This is a genomic window from Williamsia soli, assembly GCF_017377795.1.
Taxonomy (GTDB): domain Bacteria; phylum Actinomycetota; class Actinomycetes; order Mycobacteriales; family Mycobacteriaceae; genus Williamsia; species Williamsia soli.
This window is the reverse complement of the sequence record NZ_JAFRDR010000006.1, coordinates 214,776-236,576: the sequence shown is the minus strand read 5'-3', so window position 1 is coordinate 236,576 and position 21,801 is coordinate 214,776. Positions and strand designations below refer to the sequence as shown.

Here is a 21,801-nt window from a genome sequence, read left to right as displayed (position 1 = left end):
GGGTCGGGGCCGCAGGGGTCTCCGAACGCAGCGAATCGCGACAGCCAATGGGGGTCATGTCATTTCTGTCATCAAACGCCGCACCTTTCTGACCGGTGCGGCCGCCGCGGGGGTTGCGCTGGCCGGGTCCCGGGTGCTTGCACAGGCGGCGCCGAATCCCGCCACGATCCCGTTGACCCGCGAAGACCACCGTGCGGTGGTCATCGGGTCCGGCTTCGGCGGCGGTGTCGCGGCGCTGCGCCTGGCCGAGGCCGGTGTTCCGGTGACGGTCCTCGAGCGCGGAAAGCGCTGGCGCACTGGCCCGAACGCCAACACCTTCCCCGACGCCACCGCCCCGGACAAGCGCATTCTCTGGCACAAGTCCGCCCCGCAGCTCTTCGGCAGGCCCGCGGTGTTCGACCCCTACGTCGGGCTCCTCGAAGCTGTTGTCGGCGACAACATGACGACGTTGTGCGCAGCAGGCGTCGGTGGCGGGTCCCTGGTCTATCAGGGAATGACGTTGCAACCCGCGGAAGCCGTGTTCAACGCACACTTCCCTCAGGAGCTCGACTGGGCGCTGATGAACCGGGTCCACTACCCGCGTGTCGCCCGCATGCTGCAGCTGCAGGTCGCTCCGGACGAGTTGATCGCCAGCCCGAACTATCGGGCGCCGAGAGTGTTCGCCGACAACGTCAGGCGAGCCGGGCTCCCGGTGTCGAAGATCCCGATGCCGATCGACTGGAACTTCGCCCTCGACGAGGTGGCGGGCAAGATGAAGCCGTCGTATTCGAACGGGTCCGGTGCACTCGGGGTCAACAACGGCGGCAAGCACTCGGTGGACGTCACCTACATCGCCGCAGCGGAGGCGACCGGTCTCGCGACGGTGCAGACGCTGCATCAGGTCACCGATGTCGAGCGGGCCAAGGACGGCCGATGGATCGTCCACGTCGAACGGACGGACACCTCCGGACAGGTGCTCGAGAACAAGATCCTGACCACCAAGGCGCTGATCATGGCCGCGGGCAGCATGAACACCACCAAACTGCTGATGCGCGCCGCCGCCAAAGGTCAGATCCCCGACATGCCGGACGATCTGGGCGGCAACTGGGGTTCCAACGCCGACCGGATCTATGTCTGGACCAACCTGGAGACCGAATTCGGTGCACCACAGGGCGGTCCGGTCGTCTACGGCAGCAAGAACTGGGACGACCCGGAATCCGCGTTCACCGTCATCCAGGCCTCCGTGCCACCGCTGTCGTTCGACGCCCGGAGCACGATGATGGTCGGATACGGGGTCAGCCGAGGGCGTGGCCGGTTCTACTACGACTCCGCCGCCGACGACGCCCGCCTGCGCTGGCCGACGGACGCCGATTCGGCCATCCAGAACGGTCACATCGGACCCGCCGTGCGCAAGATCGCCGGACCCGCGGGCATTCTCACCGATACCAACCTGGCGTTCCCCTCCACCTGGCATCCCCTCGGTGGCGCGAGCATGGGATCGGTCTGCGACCTCGAGGGCCGGGTACAGGGCCAACCCGGGTTGTACGTTCTCGACGGCGCCCTGATGCCTGGGAACTCTGCGGCCTGCAACCCCTCGATGACCATCGCTGCGGTGGCCGAACGTGCACTCGACCAGATCGTCGTCCGCGACGTAGGTGTCGCGATATGACGGCCCTGCGTGATCGAGCACCATCTGCACCAGCTGACCGCGGACAGGAAGCACCATGACCAACGATGATTCGAACTACAACCGGTCGCCACGTCGCCGGCGCGGCCGAGCAGGCGCACTCGCCGTGTTGCTCTCGGTCGCGACCGCTGTCGGTCTCAACGCCGCAGTCCCGCAGGCGACCGCGGCACCGGTGACCGAGTTCTATCAACCGCCCACGGCAGTCTCGAGCACACCCGGTTCGGTGGTTCGCACCGAACCGATGCCGCTGCTCGTGTCCGTCCCCGGACTCAACGGTCCGTGGCCGGGCTCGGCGAAGCGGGTGATGTACACCTCGCAGCTGGAGACCGGGGATCCCACCGTGGTGACCGGAACATTCATCGACTCGACCCAACCGTGGCAGGGCTCAGGCGAGCGGCCCACCATCGTGATCGCACCCGGCACCATGGGCCAAGGCGACCACTGCGCGCCCTCCCTGGCATTTTCCACCGGCCTGCTCCTGGACCCCGATCAGCTGTCCCTGTCCGCGAATCAGGAAGCCCCCGCGGCGGCGAGGTGGAACGCGTTGGGAGCAAGGGTCTTTGTCACCGACTACATCGGGCTGGGCACCCCGGGCGTTCACACGTACGTCAACCGCATCGAAGAGGCCCACGCGGTCCTCGACGCAGCACGGGCCGCGAACGCGATCAGCGGCACCGGACCGCAGACGCCGATCGCGTTCTGGGGCTACTCGCAGGGTGGTGGTGCCACAGCCGCCGCAGCCGAACTACAGCCGACGTACGCACCCGAGCTGAACCTCAAGGGGACCTGGTCGGGCGCGCCGCCTGCCGATCTACTCGCCGTGCTGACCAAGATCGATGGAAACCTGATCGGGGGTGCGATCGGCTTCGCCATCAACGGATTCGTCGCTCGGCATCCGAACCTGGAAGAGCCCCTGCGCGAACGCACATCACCGGCGGGTCAGGTGATGCTGGATCAACTCAGCACGGAGTGCATAGGCGATGTGATCATCAAACATCCCTTCCTGCGGACCAGCTCGCTGACCAGAGACGGCCGATCATTACTGGCGAATCTCGAGACCATCCCCGAGGCCGCACCCATTTTCGAGCAGCAACGAATCGGAACGCTGACGCCGAGCACACCCGTCTTGCTCACCGCCGGCATCAACGACGACACCATTCCTCACAACCAGGTGAAGGCACTCGCCACGGGCTGGTGCGAGGACGGCGCCGACGTCACCTTCCGTACCAACGAACTACCCCCGATAGGACCGGGATTGGTCATTCCCAACCACTTCGGGCCCGAGGTCATCGACGGCATCGTCACCAACGGGGTGATCGACTACCTGCTGGACCGTTTCGCAGACAAGCCGCTCAACGGCTGCACGTTCAACTGATCCGGCGCCCTGAAAACCGGTCTATACGGGAGCTCCGGGGGATATCTTCCCTCGAAGCCTTCGTATAGGCCGGTTTTCAGGGGCGTTCGGACAGCAATGCGTAGACCGAACCGGCAACCCCTAGTGCCGCATAAGCGCCGGTGATGGCCACCAGGAGCGAAGCCGCACGGCGCCGCGGTGCGTCGTCAATTGTTCGCAGAGCAGTGAGCCCGCTGATCGTGTCGAGAGAATCGACCAGAAGCCCGAGCCGTTGCCACCGCGCTCGCGCCGGTGGATCTCCCCGGAGGTAACCGACTCCGATGGCCAGTGCACGGGCGCCGAACACCCTCGTCAGGTAGATCACCTCCGGCGTCTGGAGTTCGCCGACCCCGGCAGCGCGTAGATTCGCTCCCGGCGACACGAGCGCGGCACCGCCCCACGCGATACGTCCGGCGGCCGCGACAACATACGCGTGTCGCAGCAGCGCCGGCTGTCTCGGATCTGGTCTGAGCTCCTGCACCCCGTAGTCCATGAGACAAGGCTGCCCCGCCCGAGCCCAGCTCGGCGATTACCTGGCGGGTAAAGCTTTTCTCAGACGGACGAATCCAGTGTCACCTTCACCGACACCTGGCCTTTGTCGTTGCGGCGGCTCACCCCGTGCCCCGGGCGGTCGACGCCGTCGAGCTCGATCGAGATCGGTGCGCCATCGCCTGAGAAGTTGCGCCACCAGGTCTTCTTGTCGGGCATCGCGACCCCGATGATCACGTCGTCGCCGGAACGTTTGTACGCGACCGGGATGGAGAAGGTCTTGCCCGATTTGCGACCGGTGTAGGTGATGGTGGTGATCGCTTTGCCGATGATCTTGTCGAGCACGGGAATACGCGCGACGACCCCGAATCCCGTGTTCACCACTGCTGCAATTTTCTGATACGTGCTCATGATCCCCCTTTTCCGCGGATGGTGTCGCGGCGCGTCGCCGCAAGGCTCCGGGCGTCAGCGTATCCCCCAGCGCCGCGATGAGTCCGCCGCTGAAGCGCAGATGATGCACAGCCGCGCTGCGGGAAGTGCCTCCAGTCGGGCCTCGGCGATCGCGGATCCACACCGTTCACAGATTCCGTACGTCCCGCCGTCCACCCGGAGCAGGGCAGCGTCGATGTCGAGAACCAGTGCCTTCGATCTCTCGATCTGCGCGACGAGCTGGCCACGCTCGAACGCCAAAGTCGATCCTTCCGGATCATGCTCGTCGTCAGAGCTCTCGCCGGCACCGGCCTCGACCACCGACCGGAGGCGAACCGACATCGTCTCGATCAGCTCCGCGGCCTCGGAACGCTCGGTCGATAGAGCTTCGCGAGCGACATCGGGGTCCATGGCGCGATGATACGGACACCCTGCGACAACACGGGCTCGCACGAACAACACAAGCTCGCACGAACAACACGGGGCGCCGCGCACCGACAATACTGCGCGGGTACCGGCCCGGCCTTTGTAGGATGTGTCGACATCAACCGGGGCGGCAGTACGCGTCCTCGCCACAGCAGCACTCGGACGAGAAGGACCACCAGATCGTGAGAGAACCCGGGTTTTTCACGTCGTTGACCCGCCGCGACGGTGGCCGCAGATTGCCACCCGCTCGCGCCGCCCGCCGGATATCGGCGTTCGCCTACGGCAACATCCTCGTGCTGTCGGTCGTGGTGGTGTCCGAGTCACGCGCAGTCGAGGAACGCGAGGCGGCATGGCTCGTACTCGGAACCACGTTGTCGACGTTCTTCGCCCATCTCTTCGCCGAGTGGTTGTCCCACGGTGTCACCGCACGACGGCCCGGCGAGGCCGAAGGCCCGGGGCCGTCGAAGATGGATTTCGCTGCGGCACTACGCGACGCGCTGCCCATCATCACGTCCGGGACGCTGCCGTTCATCATCCTGCTGATCGGGTCGTTCGAGGTGATCGAGTTGTTCGACCCACCCGGCGCCCAGCTGTGCGCGGCGGCGGTCATCATCCTCCGGATCGGATTTCTCGGCCTGGTGGTCGAGCGATTGCAGTCGAGCACAGTGTCCTGGCGCACCATCGCATCCGGGGTCGGCGTGGCGGCCGTGGCGACGATCATCACCATCATCAAGGTGTACCTCACCCACTGACCGGGTCAGACGTCGGCAGCGACCCGGAACCCGACGTTGCCCGACGAGCTGTCGGGCGCACTGCCGATCCGCGCCGACACCCGGTATCGCCGGCAGTACGACGCGTGGCACAGGTACGACCCCCCGCGCTGGATACGCTCCGACCCGGTGGCCGGTCCGGTGGGATTCTGCGCGGGCGAGGTCGCGTAGTACGCGAGGTCGCGCCAATCGGCACACCACTCCCACACGTTGCCCGTCATGTTGTGCAGCCCGTACCCGTTCGGCTCATACGCGTCGACCGGAGCGGTGCCGAGGAACCCGTCCGCCGCGGTGTTCTCGCCGGGGAACACGCCCTGGAAGACATTCATCCGGTGCGTACCCGCGGGTTCGAGTTCGTCACCCCACGGAAACGGCATGCCGCGCAGCCCGCCGCGCGCGCCCGCTTCCCACTCGGCCTCGGTCGCCAACCGGGTCCCCGACCAGGCACAGAACGCGCGGGCATCGTTCCACGAGACGTGGACCACCGGATGATCCGGCCGGCCGTCGATGTCGGACTGTGGACCCTCTGGGTGTTTCCAATCCGCACCGAACACCTGCCGCCACCACGGGGTGCCCTCGACCCCGCGGGTGGGCGGGAAGTCAGCGGGTAAGAAGCCGGCGAAGACGAACGACCACTCGTACTTCTCCGCGTCGGTACGCCATCCGGTCGCGGCGATGAACTCGGCGAAGCGCGCATTGGACACCGCGTACCGGTCGAGCCGGAACGCAGACAGCGACACCTCGTGCACGGGCCCCTCCCCGTCCGCGGGATACGCCCACTGCGAGTCATCGCCCATCCGGAACGTCTGTGCCGGCACGGTGGTCAGTGAATCGGACACCATCGGGTTCGCGCGCGGGGGCAGAGCAGCGGCGGATTCACCCTCGGCCGGGCCGCGGCTCGGCGAACAGCAACCATCTGTCATGGGGCCACTGTATTGGCAGCGGCCAAATCTGCCGGTTGCCGAAGGTCACCCGCGAAGCCGGTGAGCGTGATGTGTTGGCCATCAGACGATTCGACGCCCACCTCGGTGGAGCCCACGCGCGCCTAGACTGGAGGCAATGGCTTCCGACCTGCGCCCTGCTCAGCGGCCGGTCACCGAATGGGACGATGACCGCCGCAAAGAACGGCTGCGCGAGTCCCGAGTGAACAAAGGCGGACCTCGCCGCTCAGTGTTGCGGCTCGGTGTCGCGCTGCTGGCCGTGGCGATCGTGTGCACTCAGTATTGGGTGTACGACGTCGCACCCGAGCGCGCCCGGCTGGCGTCGACGCGGCCGCAGGTACACCACATCTACGACGCGCAGGACCCGCTGGATCAGGACACCGCAGTCGTCGATCTCGTCGGTCTCGGCAATCTCGACGCAAGCGCCACCGCCACAGCGTTGCCCTCGTTCACCAGGATCGGTCAGGTCTGGGCGGTGCAGTACGACAACTCCGGTCTGGACACCGCGGTGATCAGCAGGATCATCGCCCAGCACGCCCTGCGTGAAGGAGTCGATCGAATTGTGCTGGCCGGCCACAGTATGGGCGGGATCATCGCCCTCGAGGTCGCCGAGCACATCGCCGAAGACACCGACCTCGAATTGCAGGCCGTGGTGCTCGACTGCACTCCGATCAATCTGCACGCCGTCCGCGCGCGGAGCCGAGATGCCGGGGAAGACATGCTGCGCTGGATGGGCTGGCTACCCGGAGCCCGAGAGAGTCGATCACTGCGCCTGTTGGTCGAGACCGTGGCACGCAAGGATCGCTACCTGTTCCCGTCGTCCGGCCACAATCGCTTCGTGGACGTGGGCGAGCTCACCCGGGTTGTCGACGAGGTGCTGCACAAGAAGATCCTCTCGAAGAACACCGCCAGCAACGGTCTGATCGAATCCCAGTTCCGGGCGATCGTCGCCTCCGGCGCTCAGGACGACCTCGAGACCCTGACCTCCGACGACACAAACAATCCCGCGTTCATCTTCCTCCGGCCGGCCTTCGGCAAAGCTGATCCGGTGGTCGACGTCGACTACAGCCAACGGGCGCTCTTCGACCTCACCGGCGGCCCCGACGGACGCCTGCTGGTTGTTCGTATGCCCGGGACCGGGCACGCGAATCCTGGGCAGCAGCCGGAGCGGTACAACCGGGCGATCGAGGACGCGGTCGATCCGTTTCTCGCAGAGCTCGAACTGCGCGACGGTGATTCGGCCGTTGCCGACGCCGCCTCCGGACGTGAGCGCGGAACTCCCTAGTCTCGCGTGGCCTTGATCAGATCGGCGCACCGCTCGCCGACCATCATGACCGTGATGTTCGGGTTGACGGTGGTGTGCTCGGGAAACACGGAGGCGTCGGCGACGCGGAGGCCGTCGACGCCTTTGACCCGGAGTTCGGGGTCAAGCGGTGACTCGTCGTCGTAGACCGCGCCCATCCGAACACTCCCCGCGACGTGATAGACGGTGTTGTGGGTCAGCCGGATGTACTCGGCGAGGTCCTCGTCGGACTGCACGCCAATGCCGGGGAAGAGTTCGTCGCCGGCCCATTCCGCCATCGCAGGTTGCGCCACGATCTCACGTGCACGCCGGATCCCGGCGATCATGATGCGCATGTCGTAGCCATCCGGGTCCGTGAAGTACTTCGGATCGACAAGAGGCTTGTCCCGAAAGTCTCTGGTGCGCAACCGGATAGTGCCACGAGACCGGGCGTGCGTGACGTTCGGGGTGAGCACGAACACGTTCTCCGAGGTCGGATAACCCTGCCGCACCGTATGCATGTCGAACGGCACCGAGCCGTAGTGCATCATCAGGTCGGGGCGATCACGGCCCGCGTCGACGGTGTCGAAGATCCCGATCTCCCACCACTGCGTGGAGGTCTCGGTCATCGGCCGCTTCGCCTCCCATGAGATGACCCCCTCGGGGTGATCCTGCAGGTTCGACCCGACGCCGGGCGAGTCGACGAGTACGTCGATCCCGATCTCCCGTAGGTGTTCTGCCGGCCCTATTCCGGAGAGCATCAACAACTTCGGGGAGTCGACCGCGCCCGCCGAGAGCACCACTTCGGCGTTCGCCCGGACGACGTGCGTGCGACCGAACTGTCCGTCCACCACCTCGACGCCGACACACCGTCGCTCGTCGAAGATCAGCTTCTTGGCCCGCAGTCCGGTGAGCAGGGTGAAGTTCGGACGGTCGGAGATCGGATGGATGTAGGAGACGGACGACGACGAGCGGGTCCCGTCGCCTCGCCTGTTGATCTGAAAGAAGTTGGCGCCCTGCACCACTGTGGAGCCGGTGTTGAACTTGGTGGTGGGCAGGCCTGCCTGCGCGCAGGCCTCGAGCAGGGCCACGCCGCAGGGATCGGCCGGAGGGACGTTCATCAGGTGCACGGGGCCGCTGTCCCCGTGGTGCGGGTGATCGGGTCCGGCGTCCTCATTGGTTTCCAAACGCTTGACCAGCGGCCAGACCGCCGCCTTGTTCCAGCCCGTGGCGCCGTGGACCGATTCCCAGTCGTCGATGTCCTCGGCGGGCGGCCAGAACGCGATACACGAATTGTGCGACGAACATCCGCCCATCACCTTGGCCCGCGCATGTCGCAGAAACGAGTTCCCGTTCTCCTGCGGTTCGACGACATAGTCCCAGTCGTAACCGGATTCGAGCAATTCCATCCAGCGGTCGAGCTGCAGGACCTCCGGGACGTCGCGGTCGTCCGGCCCGGCCTCGATCAGCGCCACGCTGACCGATGGGTCCTCCGACAATCTCGCGGCGACAGCGCATCCGGCAGACCCGCCGCCGATCACCACATAGTCGTATGTCTGCTCGGTGCTCATCAGATGCTCTCCTGAGAGTTGTTGTCGAACCAACCGGTGACCGCGGGTGCGATGTTTTGGTAGACGTGCTTGGCCTCGCGATACTCGTCGAGACCGGTCGGGCCGAGTTCGCGACCGACACCGGAGTGACCGAAGCCTCCCCACTCGGCCTGAGGCAGGTAGGGGTGATAATCGTTGATCCAGATCGTGCCGTGCCGCAACCGATTCGCGACGCGTTGGGCTTTGCCGGCGTCCTGGCTCCACACCGCCCCGGCGAGGCCGTAGTCGGTGTCGTTCGCGATCGCGACGGCGTCTTCTTCGTCGGTGAACGTCTCGATGGTGACCACCGGACCGAACGCCTCGTCGACGACCACCGACATCCCGCCGCGGACCTGGTCGAGGATCGTCGGCGTGTAGTAATACCCCGCGTCGAGGTCGGAATCCCCGGATATACCGGTACCGAATGTGCCGCCACACCGCAGGCGGGCACCTTCGGCGACGCCCTTACGGATATAGGCGTCCACCTTGTCGCGGTGTGCAGCCGAGATCAGTGGACCCGTCTCGGCGTTGTCGTCGAACGGCCCGCCGAGCCGAATCTGCTCGGCCCGGGCGACGAGTGCGTCGGTGAACTTCTCGGCGATGCTGTCCTGCACCACGATTCGGGCGCCTGCCGAACACACCTGCCCGGAATGCACGAAAGCTCCGTTGAGGGCGTTGTCCACCGCGGCGTCGAAGTCTGCGTCGGCGAAGATGACGTTCGGATTCTTGCCTCCGAGTTCGAGAGCCACCTTCTTCACGGTGGCCGCTGCCGCCGCGGCGATGACCTTTCCGGTGACCAGTCCCCCGGTGAACGAGACCATGTCGATGTCGCGGTGTTCCGAGAGCGGCGCGCCCGCGCCCGGGCCCGCGCCGGTGACGAGGTTCGCCACCCCGGCAGGCAGACCGAGGTCGTCGAAGACCTGCATCATCAGGATCGCGGTGTGCGGGGTCAATTCCGCGGGTTTGAGAACGAACGAGCACCCGGCGGCCAGCGCGGGCGCCATTTTCCAGGCGGCTTGTAGCAGTGGATAGTTCCAGGGCGTGATCATGCCGCAGACGCCGACCGGTTCGTACTGAACGCGGCTGATGACGGTGTCGCTGCCCGCATCCACCAGGCGGCCGGCGTCCTGGGCGGCCGCGCGACCGAAGTACTCGAAGCACGCGGTGATGTCGTCGATGTCTATCTCCGACTCCACCAGACGCTTACCGGTATCCAACGATTCCGCACGCGCGAACTCGGCCTTGCGTTCACGCAGGGCACCGGCCACCCGCAGGAGGAAGGCCCCGCGGTCGGGTGCAGGCACCGACGACCAGCGGCCGTCATCGAAGGCTCTGCGCGCCGCGGCGATGGCACGTTCGGTGTCGCCGCGGGAGGCCTCGCTGACGGTTCCCACAAGAGTTCGATCTGCCGGGCACTCGATGTCTCGGGTGCCACCGTCGGCCGCAGCCTCCCACGTTCCGTCGATGAACAGGGTCTGAGCAGTCATGCGTCCTCTTTCCGTGCTGTGACGTCAACGTCCTCGGCGGGGATGGACTCGAAGTCCCGTGACCAGTCGAGCACAGGCCCGGCGTCGACCGCGGTCGAATCGGCACCTACGAGACGAAGCCGGAAGTCCTGGGATCACCGCCCAGACGATGATCCCACGATGCGGACGCCCCACCCGATGAACCCATCACCGATCGGCAGCCCTGCCTACTCGCAGATCGCACAACGGACGTTCTGCAGGTCGGCGGCGGCGGAGTTGCCCGTCACATCTGCGTTTGAACACGTTCTACCGGTGGAACCACTGGGTCAGACATCAGAACTGCGCGCTCAACGCGAGCTGACGAGATTGCTGTCGAGAGGGGACTGAACATGACGGAGCACAACAAGGCTGACCAGGCACGCAAGGGCTTGATCGATTCGGTGAAGGGCAAGGCCAAAGAAGTCGCCGGTGCCGTGATCGGCAATGATTCCCTGACCGCCGAGGGACAGCTCGAACAGACACAGGCGAGCGAGCGGAAGAAGGCCAACAGCGTCGAAGCCGTCGCCGATGCCGAGGCCGCGCAAGCGCGTGCCGAGGAGAACGAGGCAAAGCTCGAGAGCGCCAAGGAACGCACCGAGGTCAGCGTCGAAGCCGGGGGCGTGAAGAACGAGGTGGACGCGCGCGCGGCCGCCCAGAAGCACGCTGCGGAACAGGCCGGCGTCCAGGAAGCCGCGCGCAAGAAGACCCAGGCCGAGATCGACGCCGAGCGCGAGGTTGCTCAGGCGCAGGCGGCTGAACGCGAAGAGGTCACCGACGCGGCGCGGGAGGTCGCCGAAGCGGCGGACGAACACCGAGAGACCACGGCGGAAGCAACCAGCGCCCAGGCCGAGGCCGACCGGATCAGGCGTCAGACCGAACGCCTGTCCAACGAAGCCGACCTGCCCTGACCAACCACAACCACCAGGAGCCACTGATGAGTGTCACCGCTATTCCGTTCGCAGTTCTACGTTTCAACTACCGGATTGCCCGCTTCCCGCTGCAGTTCATCGAAGATCAAGTCGTATCCAAGTGGGATCCCGAGGCTCCCGCCCGGTTGTTCTACGAGCGTTCGCTGGGAACGCTCGATGCCACTGTTGGAGGCGTCCTCGGCGACTCCACACTGGCCAAGCGCGGGACCGCGCTCACCGAACGCAGTGATGCCCTGGCCGCGGCCGCAGAGCTCGATGCCGAGGCGGAAGCCAAACGTCAGGCCGCCGACGCCGAACTGAAGGCGAAGCGCGAGAAGGCTGTCGCAGAGCAGAAAGAGGCACGCGAGGCGAAAGAGCAGGAAGTCGCCGAAGCACGCCAGACCGCCGAGCAGCGCCAGCAGGAAGCCGAGAAGACTGCGGCCGAGCGCACCGCTGCCGCCAAGAAGCAAGCTGACGAAGTCGCGGCCCAGCGCAAGAAGTCGGTCGACGCCGCCAAGCGCGACGAGCAGGCGAAGATCCGTGCCGCCGAGCATCAGGCAACCGCTGCAGCTGCGTCCAAGCAAAAGGACGCCGCCGCCAAGCGCGATGACGCGGCGGCTACCCGGGCGCAGGCCGATCGGGTGGAAAAGCTCGCCGACGCGGAGAAGGAAAAGCGTCAGGCCGAACGCGCCGACAAGGCCTGAACCACAGGCACCCTCCAAAGCCGAGAACCGGCGCCGACTACTGCGAGATGTCGGCGCCGGTTTTCTTTGTCGACTTGACCATCGTCGCGGCCAGGATGAGCACCACCGACAGCACCCCGGCAACCATGAACGCGAGGTGGGTGCCGTCTGAGTACGCTGTGACATCGTCGGCGCCATCGCTCACCGACGACGTGGTTCCGCGGGTCATCAGGGTGATGAACAGTGCGGTACCTGCGGCACCCGCGACCTGCTGGACCGTACTCACTGTCGCGCTGCCGTGTGAATAGAGTTCCGGCGGAAGCGAGCCCAGGGCCGAGGTCATCAGCGGTGTCAGGGCGAACGCGATACCCGCACTGAGGATGACGTGCGCACCGATCACGTGGGCCAGCGACGAGGTGGTGTTCAGGGTGGCCAGTAGCCAGGTGCCCACGCTCATCGCGATCGTGCCCGGCAGCACCAGTGGACGGGCGCCCCAGCGGTCGAACAGCGCCCCGACACCGGGTGCCAGCAGTCCCATGACGAGACCGCCCGGCAGTAGGACCAGGCCGGTGGTCAGCACACTCTTGTCGAGCACGTTCTGCAGGTAGAGGGGCAGCAGGATCAGGGCGCCGAACAGGGTCAGCATCAGACCACCCATCAGACCGACCGCCAGACGGAACGAGGCGACCTTGAAGGTCCGCAGATCGAGTAGTGCGAACCCGCGACTCACGAGCCGCTGCTGCCGGATCACGAAGAGGACGAGCGCAACGGCACCGATCACCAAGGGGACCCACGGCGGGACCGGCGCGTGCCCGGCCGCCGATTCACCGATACTGCTCAGGCCGTAGACCAAGCCACCGAAACCGAGTGCCGACAACGGGACCGAGATGAAGTCGAGATGGGCCTTGCGGGGCTCGGTGACGTTACGGACGAAGAGTCCACCCAGCACGAGGACCGCTGCGGCGATCGGGAGGACGATCCAGAACATCGCACGCCAGTCGAACGACTCGAGGATCAGCCCGGACACCGTGGGTCCGATCGCGGGTGCCACGGAGATCACGATGGACACCAGGCCCATGGTCCGACCGCGCGAGTGCTCGGGGACCACGTTCAGGATGGTGGTCATCAGCAACGGGATCATCAGTGCGGTGCCGCCGGCCTGGATCACGCGGGCCACCATCAGCACCTCGAATCCTGGTGCGAGCGCCGCGACCAGGGTGCCGACGGTGAACGCGCTCATCGCCGCGATGTACACGGTGCGCATGTGGAAGCGCTGCAAAATGAAGCCCGTGGTGGGGATGATGATGGCCATCGTCAACAGGAAGCCGCTGGTCAGCCACTGCGCCGTCGATGCGGTGATCTCGAGGTCCACCATCAGCGTGGGTAGGGCGACACTCAGGATCGTCTCGTTGAGGATCACGACGAAGGTCGCGATCAACAGCAACCCGATCAGCAGAACAGGGTTCGCGGCCTTCTGAGCATCGGCACCACCCACCTTGGTGTCGACCATTGCATCCTCGGTCACGATCACATTCCCCTCATAGCCGTGCAGAACTTCAGCAGCATATACCAAGTGGCAGTGACTGCCACATTGTCACCGACTGACGACAACCTCGGCCGGGGCGGATACCCTCGTGACATGCCAGCCACGTCAGCACCAGAGGCCCCCACCGATCTGCGGGCCCGGCGACGCACCAGGACACTGCACGAGATCCAGCAGGCAGCGCTCACCCTGTTCGAGCGACAGGGTTTCGAGGTGACGACAGTCGACGAGATCGCCCGAGATGCCGGAGTGTCCGCACGGACGTTCTTCAGATACTTCACCACAAAAGAAGAGTCGGTGCTCTTCGACATGTACGGATTCGATGAAGCGTTACGGGCCTGCGTGGTCGCCGCAGACCCCACCGAGTTCTCGCTCGCCGACGCGGAGGCCGCGTTCACCGCGGTCATCGAGGGATTCCGCGACGAGCAGAGTGAAGTCGCCCGCACCATTGCACGCATCCAGAAGCTCGTCTGCTCGAATCCCAGCCTGAGTGCCGCGGTGGTCGGCCGGTGCTCGGACAATTCCCAGCGCCTCTCGGCGCTGCTCGAGACCGAGTACGGCAAAGAGGTCCGGTCACACGTTCGGCTGATTCTCGAGGTCGCGCAACTCGCTTTGCGGTCGGCGTTCGACGAGTGGGTCAGCCGCGCGACCACGGAATCGTCGGGGGCTGATCTGCTCTCGATATATCAAGACGTCTGCGTCCGCGTCCGCAATCTCTGAATTGGCGGCCGTCACCTGCAGGGCATAACCCCCACCAGCCCGGTTCGATCGAGTACCGCCCCCGAGTCAGTACAGATCCACACCCTGCGCCTTGGCGATGAGCGCGTCCTCGGGACGCACCTGGTTCAAGTTCACCACTCGCGTCGGCAGCACTGATGCATAGAGCCAATCGGTGGCGACCCGCACCTTGGCGGCCGTGGTCGGCAATGCGTACAGGTGATACCCGCGTGCAACGGATTTCGCCACCGGCCCGGTCAGCTCCACCCCGAGGGGTTTGGCGACGCCATCGAACCCGCCGAGGTCCGCCACCAGCCCCAAGTCCTTGTGCCGGTAGTCGCGGGCCTGGCCGACTCCGAGTGTCGCGGCCACGTTGTGCGCCACCGCTATTCCCTGTCGCTGTGCATGCTGCGCTGTGGGGGCCGTCGGTGTCGACGGATCCCCGGCCAGGTCGGGCACCGCAGCGGCGTCACCGAGCGCCCACACGTCCTTCAGGCCCGGCACCGAGAGATCGGCATTGACGACAAGCCTGCCCTTCTCGGTGGGCAGGCCGAGCGTTTGGATCAGCGGACTCGGCGCCACCCCTGCGCCCCAGACGAGAGTGCGGGAGCCGACCACCGAGCCGTCTGTGAGGGTGACAGACGTCGGGGTCGCGGACTCGACGCTCACCCCGAGTTTGACCTCGACTCCGCGGGCGGCGAGCACCCGTAACGCCTTGGCGCCGAGCTGGGGTCCGAGTTCGGGCAGTACCGCGGTCGCCAGGTCGACCAAGATCCAGCGGACGTCGTCCGGGTTGATGCTCCCCCAGCGGGACTCGACACCTTTGACCCATTTTTGCATCTGCGCGACGAACTCGGTGCCGGTGTACCCGGCGCCGACAGCGACCACGGTCAACCGCTCCTTGCGCTCGTCGCGTCCGGCCGGAGTATCAGGCAACTCGTCGGCGGCGTCGAGTTGCGCGATGACGTGGTTGCGGATGTAGACCGCTTCGCTCAACGTCTTCAGTCCGTAGGCGTTTTCGGCCACTCCTGGGATATCGAACTGGCGCGTCACCGAGCCGGGCGAGAGAATCAGTTTGTCCCAGCCTATTTCGCTGTCCCCGTCGTCACCCTGAACGTGAACGGTGCGTTCATCGAAGTCCACGGAGGTCACTCGGCCGAGCACGGTGCGCGTACGGCGCAGGGTCTGGCGGAGCGGCACCGCGATGTCACGGGGGTCCAGTACGCCCGTCGCGACCTCAGGGAGCAGCGGGCTGTAGAGCAGATAGTCGTGCGGGGCAACCAGAGTCAGACAGGCCCGCTCGGGTCCCAGCAACTTCTCCAGTCGGCGCAGGCCGTGGAACCCGCCGAAGCCTTCTCCGACCATGACCACCCTCGCGGCCTCGGCCGGTGCCGGCGAGTTGACTCGAAAACGTTTCCGGATCGATCGCATGCCGCTCACGATAACGGTCGTGCACCGCAGCGTCGCGCTGTTCGCGTCAGCCCGCCCGCGAAAACATCGCGACCACGAAGTCGGACCGGTCGGTGAATGGTCGCAGATCCCAGGTCGAGAACCGATGATCGACGGACAGCCCGCTTGCCGCTGCGTCGTCGAAGAACTCGGTGAACTCGTAGCCACGCCCGGACCCGAATCCGACCACCACCCGCCCGGTCGGCGCGAGATGACGGGCGAAGCCCGCCAGCACAGCCTGCCTGGTGGACGGCGCGACGAACGCCATCACATTTCCGGCACAGACGATGACCTCGAAACTCGCGGCAATCCCCCGTGCGGGCAGATCCAATTCGGCGAGATCGCCCACCTGCCACGTCGGACCGGGGTAGTCCTGCTGCGCTGCGGCGATCAAGACCGGATCGACGTCGACGCCGACCACCGTGTGGCCGGCCGCGTGCAGATGGCCGCCGAGTCGGCCGGGGCCGCACCCCGCATCGAGGACACGACCGCCGCGGGACATCATCGCGTCGACCATCCGCGCCTCGCCCACGATGTCCTGGCCCTTGGCTGCCATCGCCCGGAAGCGCTCTATATATCGGGTGGAGTGCTCTGGATCGGCGGCGGTGATCTCTTCCCACTGACTGGGGGTGCGCGCGCTCATCAGATACTCCTCAGTTCGGGACGGGTCGGACACTGTCACCGTATGCGGCGGCTTCCGGGGCCCCGACCCGAGGCCTGCTCAGCGCACGACGTCGAAGATCTGCTTCTGGATGCCGTTGCCGTACGCCTCGTACTCCACGAGATCCAGTTTTGTGGCGTCCTTGTCCGAGTCGCTGAACAACCGCTTGCCTGCGCCGAGCAGCAGCGGGAAGACGAGGAGGTGATAGCGGTCGACGAGACCGGCGTCGGCGAGACCGCGGCCGAGGGTCGCGCTGCCGTGCACAGCGATCGGACCGCCCTTGGTCTCCTTCAACGCCGCCACGTCGTCCACCGAGCGGAGAATTGTTGCGGGCCAACGTTCGTCGTCGGACTGCAAGGTTGTCGAGACCACGTATCTCGGCATCGCGTTGTATCCGGCGAAGTCGTCCATCGTGGGCCAGATCGGGGCGAACGCCTCGTACGAGGTCCGGCCGAGAAGGAGGGCGGTGGTCTCCTCTTGTTCGCGTCCCTTGATCTCGTACGCGGCGGGGTCGAACGCGACGTCTTTAAAGGTCCACCCCGAGTTGCGGTATCCCGGCTCCCCACCTGGCGCCTCCATGACGCCATCGAGGGAAACAAAGGCGGTGACGATCAGTGTGCGCATTTTCTGGTCCTCTATGTCGTGGCTGCCGCACCCACCGTAGTGGCGGTTGCGGTCTGTCATCCATACGTCGAACGGGTTCTCCTGAAATCGACAGGCGCCAGAGTGTTCGTTGTCAACGTTTCCGGATCTGCGTACCCAGGTGCCGTCAAGACGCTCTGAACCCCATCCACCGACAAGGAACAGACAATCGCATGACTGCATCCGCCGGTAGGACAAATCCGGTCATCTTCATCCACGGATTGTGGATCCACTCGAGCGCGTGGGAACCGTGGATCACTCTGTTCGCCGAGCACGGTTACACCGCCACCGCACCCGGGTGGCCCGGTGACGGCGCGACGGTCCAGGAGACCAGGGACGCCCCCGACTCACTCAACGAGGTCGGCATCGAACGGATCTGCCGACACTACGCGGATCTGATCGGTACGCCCAACGCCAAACCCAACGTTGACGTTGTTGTCCGACAAAGGCCTCTGAGCCGATCTCGGTGTTGCCGCCCAGCCCGTCTGGGCGGCAACACCGTGCGCTTTCACACTATGGAGTTATCAAGGTTGCGTGCGCGGTCCTGACTCACGGTCAGGTGCGGCTGGTCGAAAAGTGTCAGTGCCCAGTCAGAGTCGTTCAGTAGCAGGGTGTTACGCGGCGAGGGTCATGGTTCGCCTGTTGTAGGCCGGCAGCGGTCGCTGGTGTGGGTCCATCTCGACCGGCGGAATCAACCACGGATGCCCGTCAGACCCCATGATCACGTCCCAGCCGGTGTTGTGGACGGCGCCGTGGCAGGTCCGGCACAACAAACACCCATTGGCCAGGGTTGTTTCCCCGCCGTCGATGTAGTGCTTGATGTGATGGGCATCAGTCCACGTCGCCGGTGCCCCGCACTTGATGCAGCGCTCGTCGCGGATGATGATCGCTTTACGGACCGGCCCGGTGAACAAGCGTTTCGGTGGGCTCAGATCAATCGGCACCTGCTGCCCATCGAGGGTGATGAAGGTGAAAGTCGAATCACACGCCAGCGCCGCTGCCGTTGCTTCGGTGATCGGACCCATCCACCGCAACGACGCCTGATCAGGATGATCAGCAGGAACGGTCACGTTTACCTCGGTCCGCGGCGCCGAGATCAACCCCTGCCCACCACCACCGCAGTCGAGCAACTGATGCAACGCATCGGCCCTCGCCTGCGTCGGCGTGCGCGCATCCGGGGAACCATCAGGCTCCGGGCGCGGCTTCGACCAGAAGTCCAGTGCGGAGAACAACTTCTCCCCGATCTTCACATCCAGATCGAACCTGCCCGCGCACCGACCGTCGCTACCGACCGCATAATCGAGACTGTTCAGCGAAGGGTCCTCCGCGGGCGGTTTCCCACCGGTATCTGCAGCCAGTGCGTTACCTAGACTTCGAGCAGTCCTACTGATCTCAGCCGGCGGCGCCCCCGACACCGCCCCGTTGAGCAGCTCCCCCCCAAATCCGTAACGCTCGGCGTCGGTGACCGGCTCGTCCGAGCGCCCCTCGATACCGGCCAGGCCCTTGACCACCGCATCAACATGCTCGGACGACAGGTACCCATCACGGGCCCACCCGGCCGTGCGATCGAGGCCCGCCAGCCCGGCACCGATCCGCATCCACCGCTGCGCCGACGCCGGCGCAGCACCATTGGCTTCCAACAACTTCGACGTCGTCGACCCCGCCTGCCGCGCCACACCCAACTCATCGAGAACCGCAGCGCACACCGAGACCTGATGCTCGGTGGCATTACGCAACGTGATCAGATCACGCACCAACATCAACAGCTCCGAAGAATCACCAGGGACCACCAGCTCACTCACAGCCGATACCGCATCGAGAACCCGCATAAGACAACACCTTCCACCCACGATCAACAGGGACAGTCGGCGGCATCTTCCCGGAAGGGCATGTATCAAGATTCGTCATCATTGGGCCGACTATCTACAATCTACCGCACTCGAACACATGTTCGCAAGGGCAGGAACGGACCCAATTCCGTTCTTCTACAACATCTTTCGGTGGCTAAGGAAAGGATCCGTCAGCTACTACTGCTGAGGTACTCCTCATCGGTCGCATGCTCTAGCCACGTGGTGGTGGTCGGCGGGTTGTCGGCATTGTCCAATAGCGTGCGAGTGCCAGGCCGTCCGCGCCCCCGGTGCGAACCGCGCCTTCGCGACGATCATCTGCTGGCCGTCCTCACGGGGAAAGGCGATGGGGTCCAGCCACACGTCTCCGGTGAATTGCTCGGGCGGGTTCTTCGTTGTCGGCATTACGGGATCGATCTGCATGTTCACGCCTCCGGGATGTCCAGGCCGAATTTCTCACGCGTGACGACCGCGGGCTCGGGTCCGCCACGGATTCCGGTGTCGAGGGCATCGATCGCAGCGAGGTCATCGGCGGTGAGTTCGAAGTCGAAGACGTCGAAGTTCTCGACGATCCGCGACGGGGTGACCGATTTCGGGATCACCTGTCGCCCCTGCTGCAGGTGCCAGCGCAGCATCGCCTGCGCGGGCGACTTCCCGTGCGCCGCAGCAATCTCCTTGATGACCGGATCTTCCAGTGTGGAGCCATGTTTGCCGTCGCGGTAGAACGTGATGCCGCCGATCGGAGCCCAAGCCTGCGAGAGAATGCCGTGCTTCTCGTTGACCTCGAGGAGCTCCGACTGGCGGAAGTAGGGATGGACCTCGATCTGATTGATCGCCGGAACAACAGAAGTTTCTTCCAGCAGGCGATCGAGATGGTCGGGCATGAAGTTACTGACACCGATGGCCCGGACCTTGCCGTCTGCGAGCAGTGTTTCCAGTGCCTTGTACGCCGCGATCGTGAGGTCGAACTCGCCGGGTAGCGCCTGATGCAGGATCAGCAGGTCGAGTTGCTCGACCCCCAGTTTGCCGGCCGCCTTGTCGAAGGCGTGCAGAGTGGCGTCGTAACCGAAGTCGGTGATCCAGATCTTCGTCTCGATGAAGATGTCGGAACGGTCGACATCGGAACGCTCGATCGCGTCGCCGACCCCCTTCTCGTTCAGGTAGGCAGCAGCGGTGTCGATGTGGCGATAGCCCGTCTCCAGCGCGGTCGCGACCGCAACGGCGGTCTCGTCGGGTGGGGTCTGGAACACGCCGAAGCCCAGGCTCGGGATCTCGACGCCGTTGTTCAATGTCAGATTCGGGATACTCATGACTTCCACGCTAGGCGCGATGTCGGCCGCCCGGGAGTCCTTGACGTACGGGGCCCGATTCACCCAGATCGGATGAAGCTCACCACCCGGTCGAGGAGAATGCTTGGGCAGACCACGACAAAGGAGTGCCGGTGACTGATCTCGACGCACGGCCGACGCAGGAGCACGAGTTCGTCGACGCACCGATGCCCGAACATCCGAGCCCGGGTCGTCAGTCCCGGAAGTTGGTCCCACGCCGCGAGCTCGGACGGTGGAATTCCGAGAAGCGTGGCCATGACGCGCTGCAGACGATTCTCGCGCAGAGCGACATCCGGGCCCCCGACCTGTTGCCCATCCGTCATGGCCGGATGAGTCACTCCCCCTGGACCTATTACCGCGGTGCCGCAGCGGTGATGGCCGCCGATCTGGCGTCGACCCCACACACCGGCATCATGGTCCAGATGTGCGGCGACGCACACGTACTCAACTACGGGATGTGGACATCGCCCGAACGCAACCTCATCTTCGATCTTCGCGACTTCGACGAGACCTTGCCCGGGCCGTTCGAATGGGACCTCAAACGTTTTCTCGCGAGCCTGGTCGTGCTGGCACGCGACAACGGGATCTCGGAATCGGCAGCGCAGGATGCGGTTCGGGCGGGCTACCGCAACTATCGCAAGCACATGAGGACCTACGCGGAGATGCCGCAGATCGATGTCTGGTACGACAAGATCGACATCGAGCAACTGGTGCAGTACGCCAAGAAGGAAAACGAAGAGAAGCTCGACGCCCTCATCGAGAGCCGGGCCAAGAAACGGACCAGTCGGGGTGTGTCGAAAAAGCTGCTCACCACGGTCGAGGGAAAGAGACAGATCACCGAGGATCCGCCATACCGGACCCACCGACTCGGTGACGCCGCGGAACAGATCTTGCGGACGGTCCTGTCGAAGTACCACGAGTCGGTCCCCGACCATCTCGGAAATCTGCTCACCCGGTACGACGCGGTGGACGCCGTGCGCCAGGTCGTGGGTGTGGGCAGTGTCGGCATGCGGGTCTTCCTGACGTTGCTCGAAGAACGTCGTACCGGAGACCCCCTGTTCCTCCAGGTCAAACAGGCCGGACCGTCTGTGTACGAACAATTTCTCGGCCGGAGCAAGTACGACAACCACGGCGCCCGAGTCGTGCACGGGCAGCATCTCATCCAGAGCGCCACCGACATGTTCGTGGGCTGGACCTCGTTCGAGTGGCAGGAGTTGGATCTGGATCTGGACTTCTATGTGCGTCAATTCCGGGACGGCAAGGTGATCCCGAAAGGCGAGGGCGTGGCTCCGGTGCTACCGCGGTTCGCCGCTGCCTGCGGTCATGTGCTGGCCCGGGCGCACGCCCGCAGTGGGGATTCGGCGGCGATCGCTGATTACCTGGGGAACAGCGACAAAGTAGAGGATGCCCTTGTCGAGTTCTCGAGCGCCTACGCCGACCAGAACACCGCCGACCATGCACAGTTGGCCAAAGCCGCTGCCGATGGCGACATCCCAGCCGAGCGAGGCTGGCCCGACGTTCCCTGACCCTGTC

Annotated in this window: 21 protein-coding genes; 9 read left to right on the top strand and 12 right to left on the bottom strand. The window is 65.2% G+C overall.

Annotated elements, in window-relative coordinates; all coding sequences use genetic code 11:
- Positions 1 to 61 precede the first annotated feature (61 nt).
- A complete protein-coding gene (locus J3S28_RS17740; protein ID WP_207842175.1) occupies positions 62 to 1,648 on the top strand; it encodes a GMC oxidoreductase in 1,587 nt (528 codons plus the stop codon).
- Positions 1,649 to 1,703: 55 nt separating this feature from the next.
- Positions 1,704 to 3,041: a lipase family protein gene (locus tag J3S28_RS17735; protein ID WP_207842039.1), complete on the top strand. Its 1,338-nt coding sequence runs from the start codon at positions 1,704 to 1,706 to the stop codon at positions 3,039 to 3,041.
- 76 nt (positions 3,042 to 3,117) lie between these two features.
- On the opposite strand, the gene J3S28_RS17730 is transcribed toward J3S28_RS17735, so the two are convergent.
- From J3S28_RS17730 to J3S28_RS17720, 3 genes are read right to left on the bottom strand one after another with little or no spacing between them, the layout of a single operon-like run.
- Positions 3,118 to 3,552, bottom strand: a complete 435-nt coding sequence (locus tag J3S28_RS17730; RefSeq protein WP_207842038.1) for a hypothetical protein — start codon at positions 3,550 to 3,552, stop codon at positions 3,118 to 3,120.
- Between the two features lie 59 nt (positions 3,553 to 3,611).
- Complete coding sequence (locus J3S28_RS17725) at positions 3,612 to 3,959, bottom strand: PNPOx family protein (protein ID WP_207842037.1); 348 nt, start codon at positions 3,957 to 3,959, stop codon at positions 3,612 to 3,614.
- 54 nt (positions 3,960 to 4,013) lie between these two features.
- The gene (locus J3S28_RS17720; RefSeq protein WP_207842036.1) at positions 4,014 to 4,388 is read right to left on the bottom strand and encodes a TraR/DksA family transcriptional regulator; all 375 of its coding nucleotides are present in this window, start codon (positions 4,386 to 4,388) and stop codon (positions 4,014 to 4,016) included.
- 197 nt (positions 4,389 to 4,585) lie between these two features.
- On the opposite strand from J3S28_RS17720, the gene J3S28_RS17715 reads away from it, so the two are divergent.
- On the top strand, positions 4,586 to 5,155 hold the full coding sequence (locus J3S28_RS17715; RefSeq protein ID WP_207842035.1) for a hypothetical protein: 570 nt from the start codon (positions 4,586 to 4,588) through the stop codon (positions 5,153 to 5,155).
- Positions 5,156 to 5,160: 5 nt separating this feature from the next.
- On the opposite strand, the gene J3S28_RS17710 is transcribed toward J3S28_RS17715, so the two are convergent.
- Positions 5,161 to 6,096 (bottom strand): formylglycine-generating enzyme family protein, encoded by a 936-nt coding sequence (locus J3S28_RS17710; RefSeq protein ID WP_207842034.1) that lies wholly within the window; start codon positions 6,094 to 6,096, stop codon positions 5,161 to 5,163.
- A 136-nt stretch (positions 6,097 to 6,232) separates the two neighbouring features.
- On the opposite strand from J3S28_RS17710, the gene J3S28_RS17705 reads away from it, so the two are divergent.
- Positions 6,233 to 7,399 carry an alpha/beta fold hydrolase gene (locus J3S28_RS17705; RefSeq protein WP_207842033.1) on the top strand — a complete coding sequence of 389 codons (1,167 nt, stop codon included), beginning with the start codon at positions 6,233 to 6,235 and terminating at the stop codon, positions 7,397 to 7,399.
- Here the strand turns inward: J3S28_RS17705 and J3S28_RS17700 are convergent.
- A complete protein-coding gene (locus J3S28_RS17700) occupies positions 7,396 to 8,967 on the bottom strand; it encodes a GMC family oxidoreductase (protein ID WP_207842032.1) in 1,572 nt (523 codons plus the stop codon). The genes J3S28_RS17705 and J3S28_RS17700 overlap by 4 nt on opposite strands.
- Positions 8,967 to 10,472, bottom strand: a complete 1,506-nt coding sequence (locus J3S28_RS17695) for an aldehyde dehydrogenase family protein (RefSeq protein ID WP_207842031.1) — start codon at positions 10,470 to 10,472, stop codon at positions 8,967 to 8,969. Before J3S28_RS17695 ends, J3S28_RS17700 begins: the two co-directional genes overlap by 1 nt.
- 368 nt (positions 10,473 to 10,840) lie before the next feature.
- Here J3S28_RS17695 and J3S28_RS17690 point away from each other — a divergent pair, with 368 nt between their 5' ends.
- Together J3S28_RS17690 and J3S28_RS17685 are read left to right on the top strand one after the other, a co-directional pair.
- Positions 10,841 to 11,398 carry a CsbD family protein gene (locus J3S28_RS17690; protein ID WP_207842030.1) on the top strand — a complete coding sequence of 186 codons (558 nt, stop codon included), beginning with the start codon at positions 10,841 to 10,843 and terminating at the stop codon, positions 11,396 to 11,398.
- Between the two features lie 26 nt (positions 11,399 to 11,424).
- Positions 11,425 to 12,102 (top strand): IF2 family translation initiation factor, encoded by a 678-nt coding sequence (locus tag J3S28_RS17685; RefSeq protein ID WP_207842029.1) that lies wholly within the window; start codon positions 11,425 to 11,427, stop codon positions 12,100 to 12,102.
- 37 nt (positions 12,103 to 12,139) lie between these two features.
- Here J3S28_RS17685 and J3S28_RS17680 read toward each other — a convergent pair whose 3' ends face one another.
- Positions 12,140 to 13,606, bottom strand: a complete 1,467-nt coding sequence (locus J3S28_RS17680; protein WP_307797229.1) for an MDR family MFS transporter — start codon at positions 13,604 to 13,606, stop codon at positions 12,140 to 12,142.
- Positions 13,607 to 13,720: 114 nt separating this feature from the next.
- Here J3S28_RS17680 and J3S28_RS17675 point away from each other — a divergent pair, with 114 nt between their 5' ends.
- Entirely contained in the window at positions 13,721 to 14,344 is a 624-nt protein-coding gene (locus J3S28_RS17675; RefSeq protein WP_207842028.1) for a TetR family transcriptional regulator, read from the top strand.
- A gap of 66 nt (positions 14,345 to 14,410) precedes the next feature.
- On the opposite strand, the gene J3S28_RS17670 is transcribed toward J3S28_RS17675, so the two are convergent.
- The 3 genes from J3S28_RS17670 to J3S28_RS17660 form a co-directional block, all read right to left on the bottom strand.
- The gene (locus J3S28_RS17670) at positions 14,411 to 15,772 is read right to left on the bottom strand and encodes an NAD(P)/FAD-dependent oxidoreductase (RefSeq protein WP_237341718.1); all 1,362 of its coding nucleotides are present in this window, start codon (positions 15,770 to 15,772) and stop codon (positions 14,411 to 14,413) included.
- A 46-nt stretch (positions 15,773 to 15,818) separates the two neighbouring features.
- The gene (locus J3S28_RS17665; protein WP_207842027.1) at positions 15,819 to 16,433 is read right to left on the bottom strand and encodes a class I SAM-dependent methyltransferase; all 615 of its coding nucleotides are present in this window, start codon (positions 16,431 to 16,433) and stop codon (positions 15,819 to 15,821) included.
- Positions 16,434 to 16,511: 78 nt separating this feature from the next.
- The gene (locus J3S28_RS17660) at positions 16,512 to 17,075 is read right to left on the bottom strand and encodes a dihydrofolate reductase family protein (RefSeq protein ID WP_207842026.1); all 564 of its coding nucleotides are present in this window, start codon (positions 17,073 to 17,075) and stop codon (positions 16,512 to 16,514) included.
- Between the two features lie 191 nt (positions 17,076 to 17,266).
- Here J3S28_RS17660 and J3S28_RS17655 point away from each other — a divergent pair, with 191 nt between their 5' ends.
- Positions 17,267 to 17,641 carry an alpha/beta fold hydrolase gene (locus J3S28_RS17655; protein ID WP_207842025.1) on the top strand — a complete coding sequence of 125 codons (375 nt, stop codon included), beginning with the start codon at positions 17,267 to 17,269 and terminating at the stop codon, positions 17,639 to 17,641.
- A gap of 66 nt (positions 17,642 to 17,707) precedes the next feature.
- Here J3S28_RS17655 and J3S28_RS17650 read toward each other — a convergent pair whose 3' ends face one another.
- Together J3S28_RS17650 and J3S28_RS17645 are read right to left on the bottom strand one after the other, a co-directional pair.
- The gene (locus J3S28_RS17650; protein ID WP_207842024.1) at positions 17,708 to 18,922 is read right to left on the bottom strand and encodes an HNH endonuclease; all 1,215 of its coding nucleotides are present in this window, start codon (positions 18,920 to 18,922) and stop codon (positions 17,708 to 17,710) included.
- Positions 18,923 to 19,365: 443 nt separating this feature from the next.
- On the bottom strand, positions 19,366 to 20,250 hold the full coding sequence (locus J3S28_RS17645) for an aldo/keto reductase (protein ID WP_207842023.1): 885 nt from the start codon (positions 20,248 to 20,250) through the stop codon (positions 19,366 to 19,368).
- Between the two features lie 185 nt (positions 20,251 to 20,435).
- Here J3S28_RS17645 and J3S28_RS17640 point away from each other — a divergent pair, with 185 nt between their 5' ends.
- Positions 20,436 to 21,794, top strand: coding sequence for a DUF2252 domain-containing protein (locus tag J3S28_RS17640; RefSeq protein ID WP_207842172.1), 1,359 nt, complete (start codon positions 20,436 to 20,438; stop codon positions 21,792 to 21,794).
- The last annotated feature ends 7 nt before the right edge of the window (positions 21,795 to 21,801 follow it).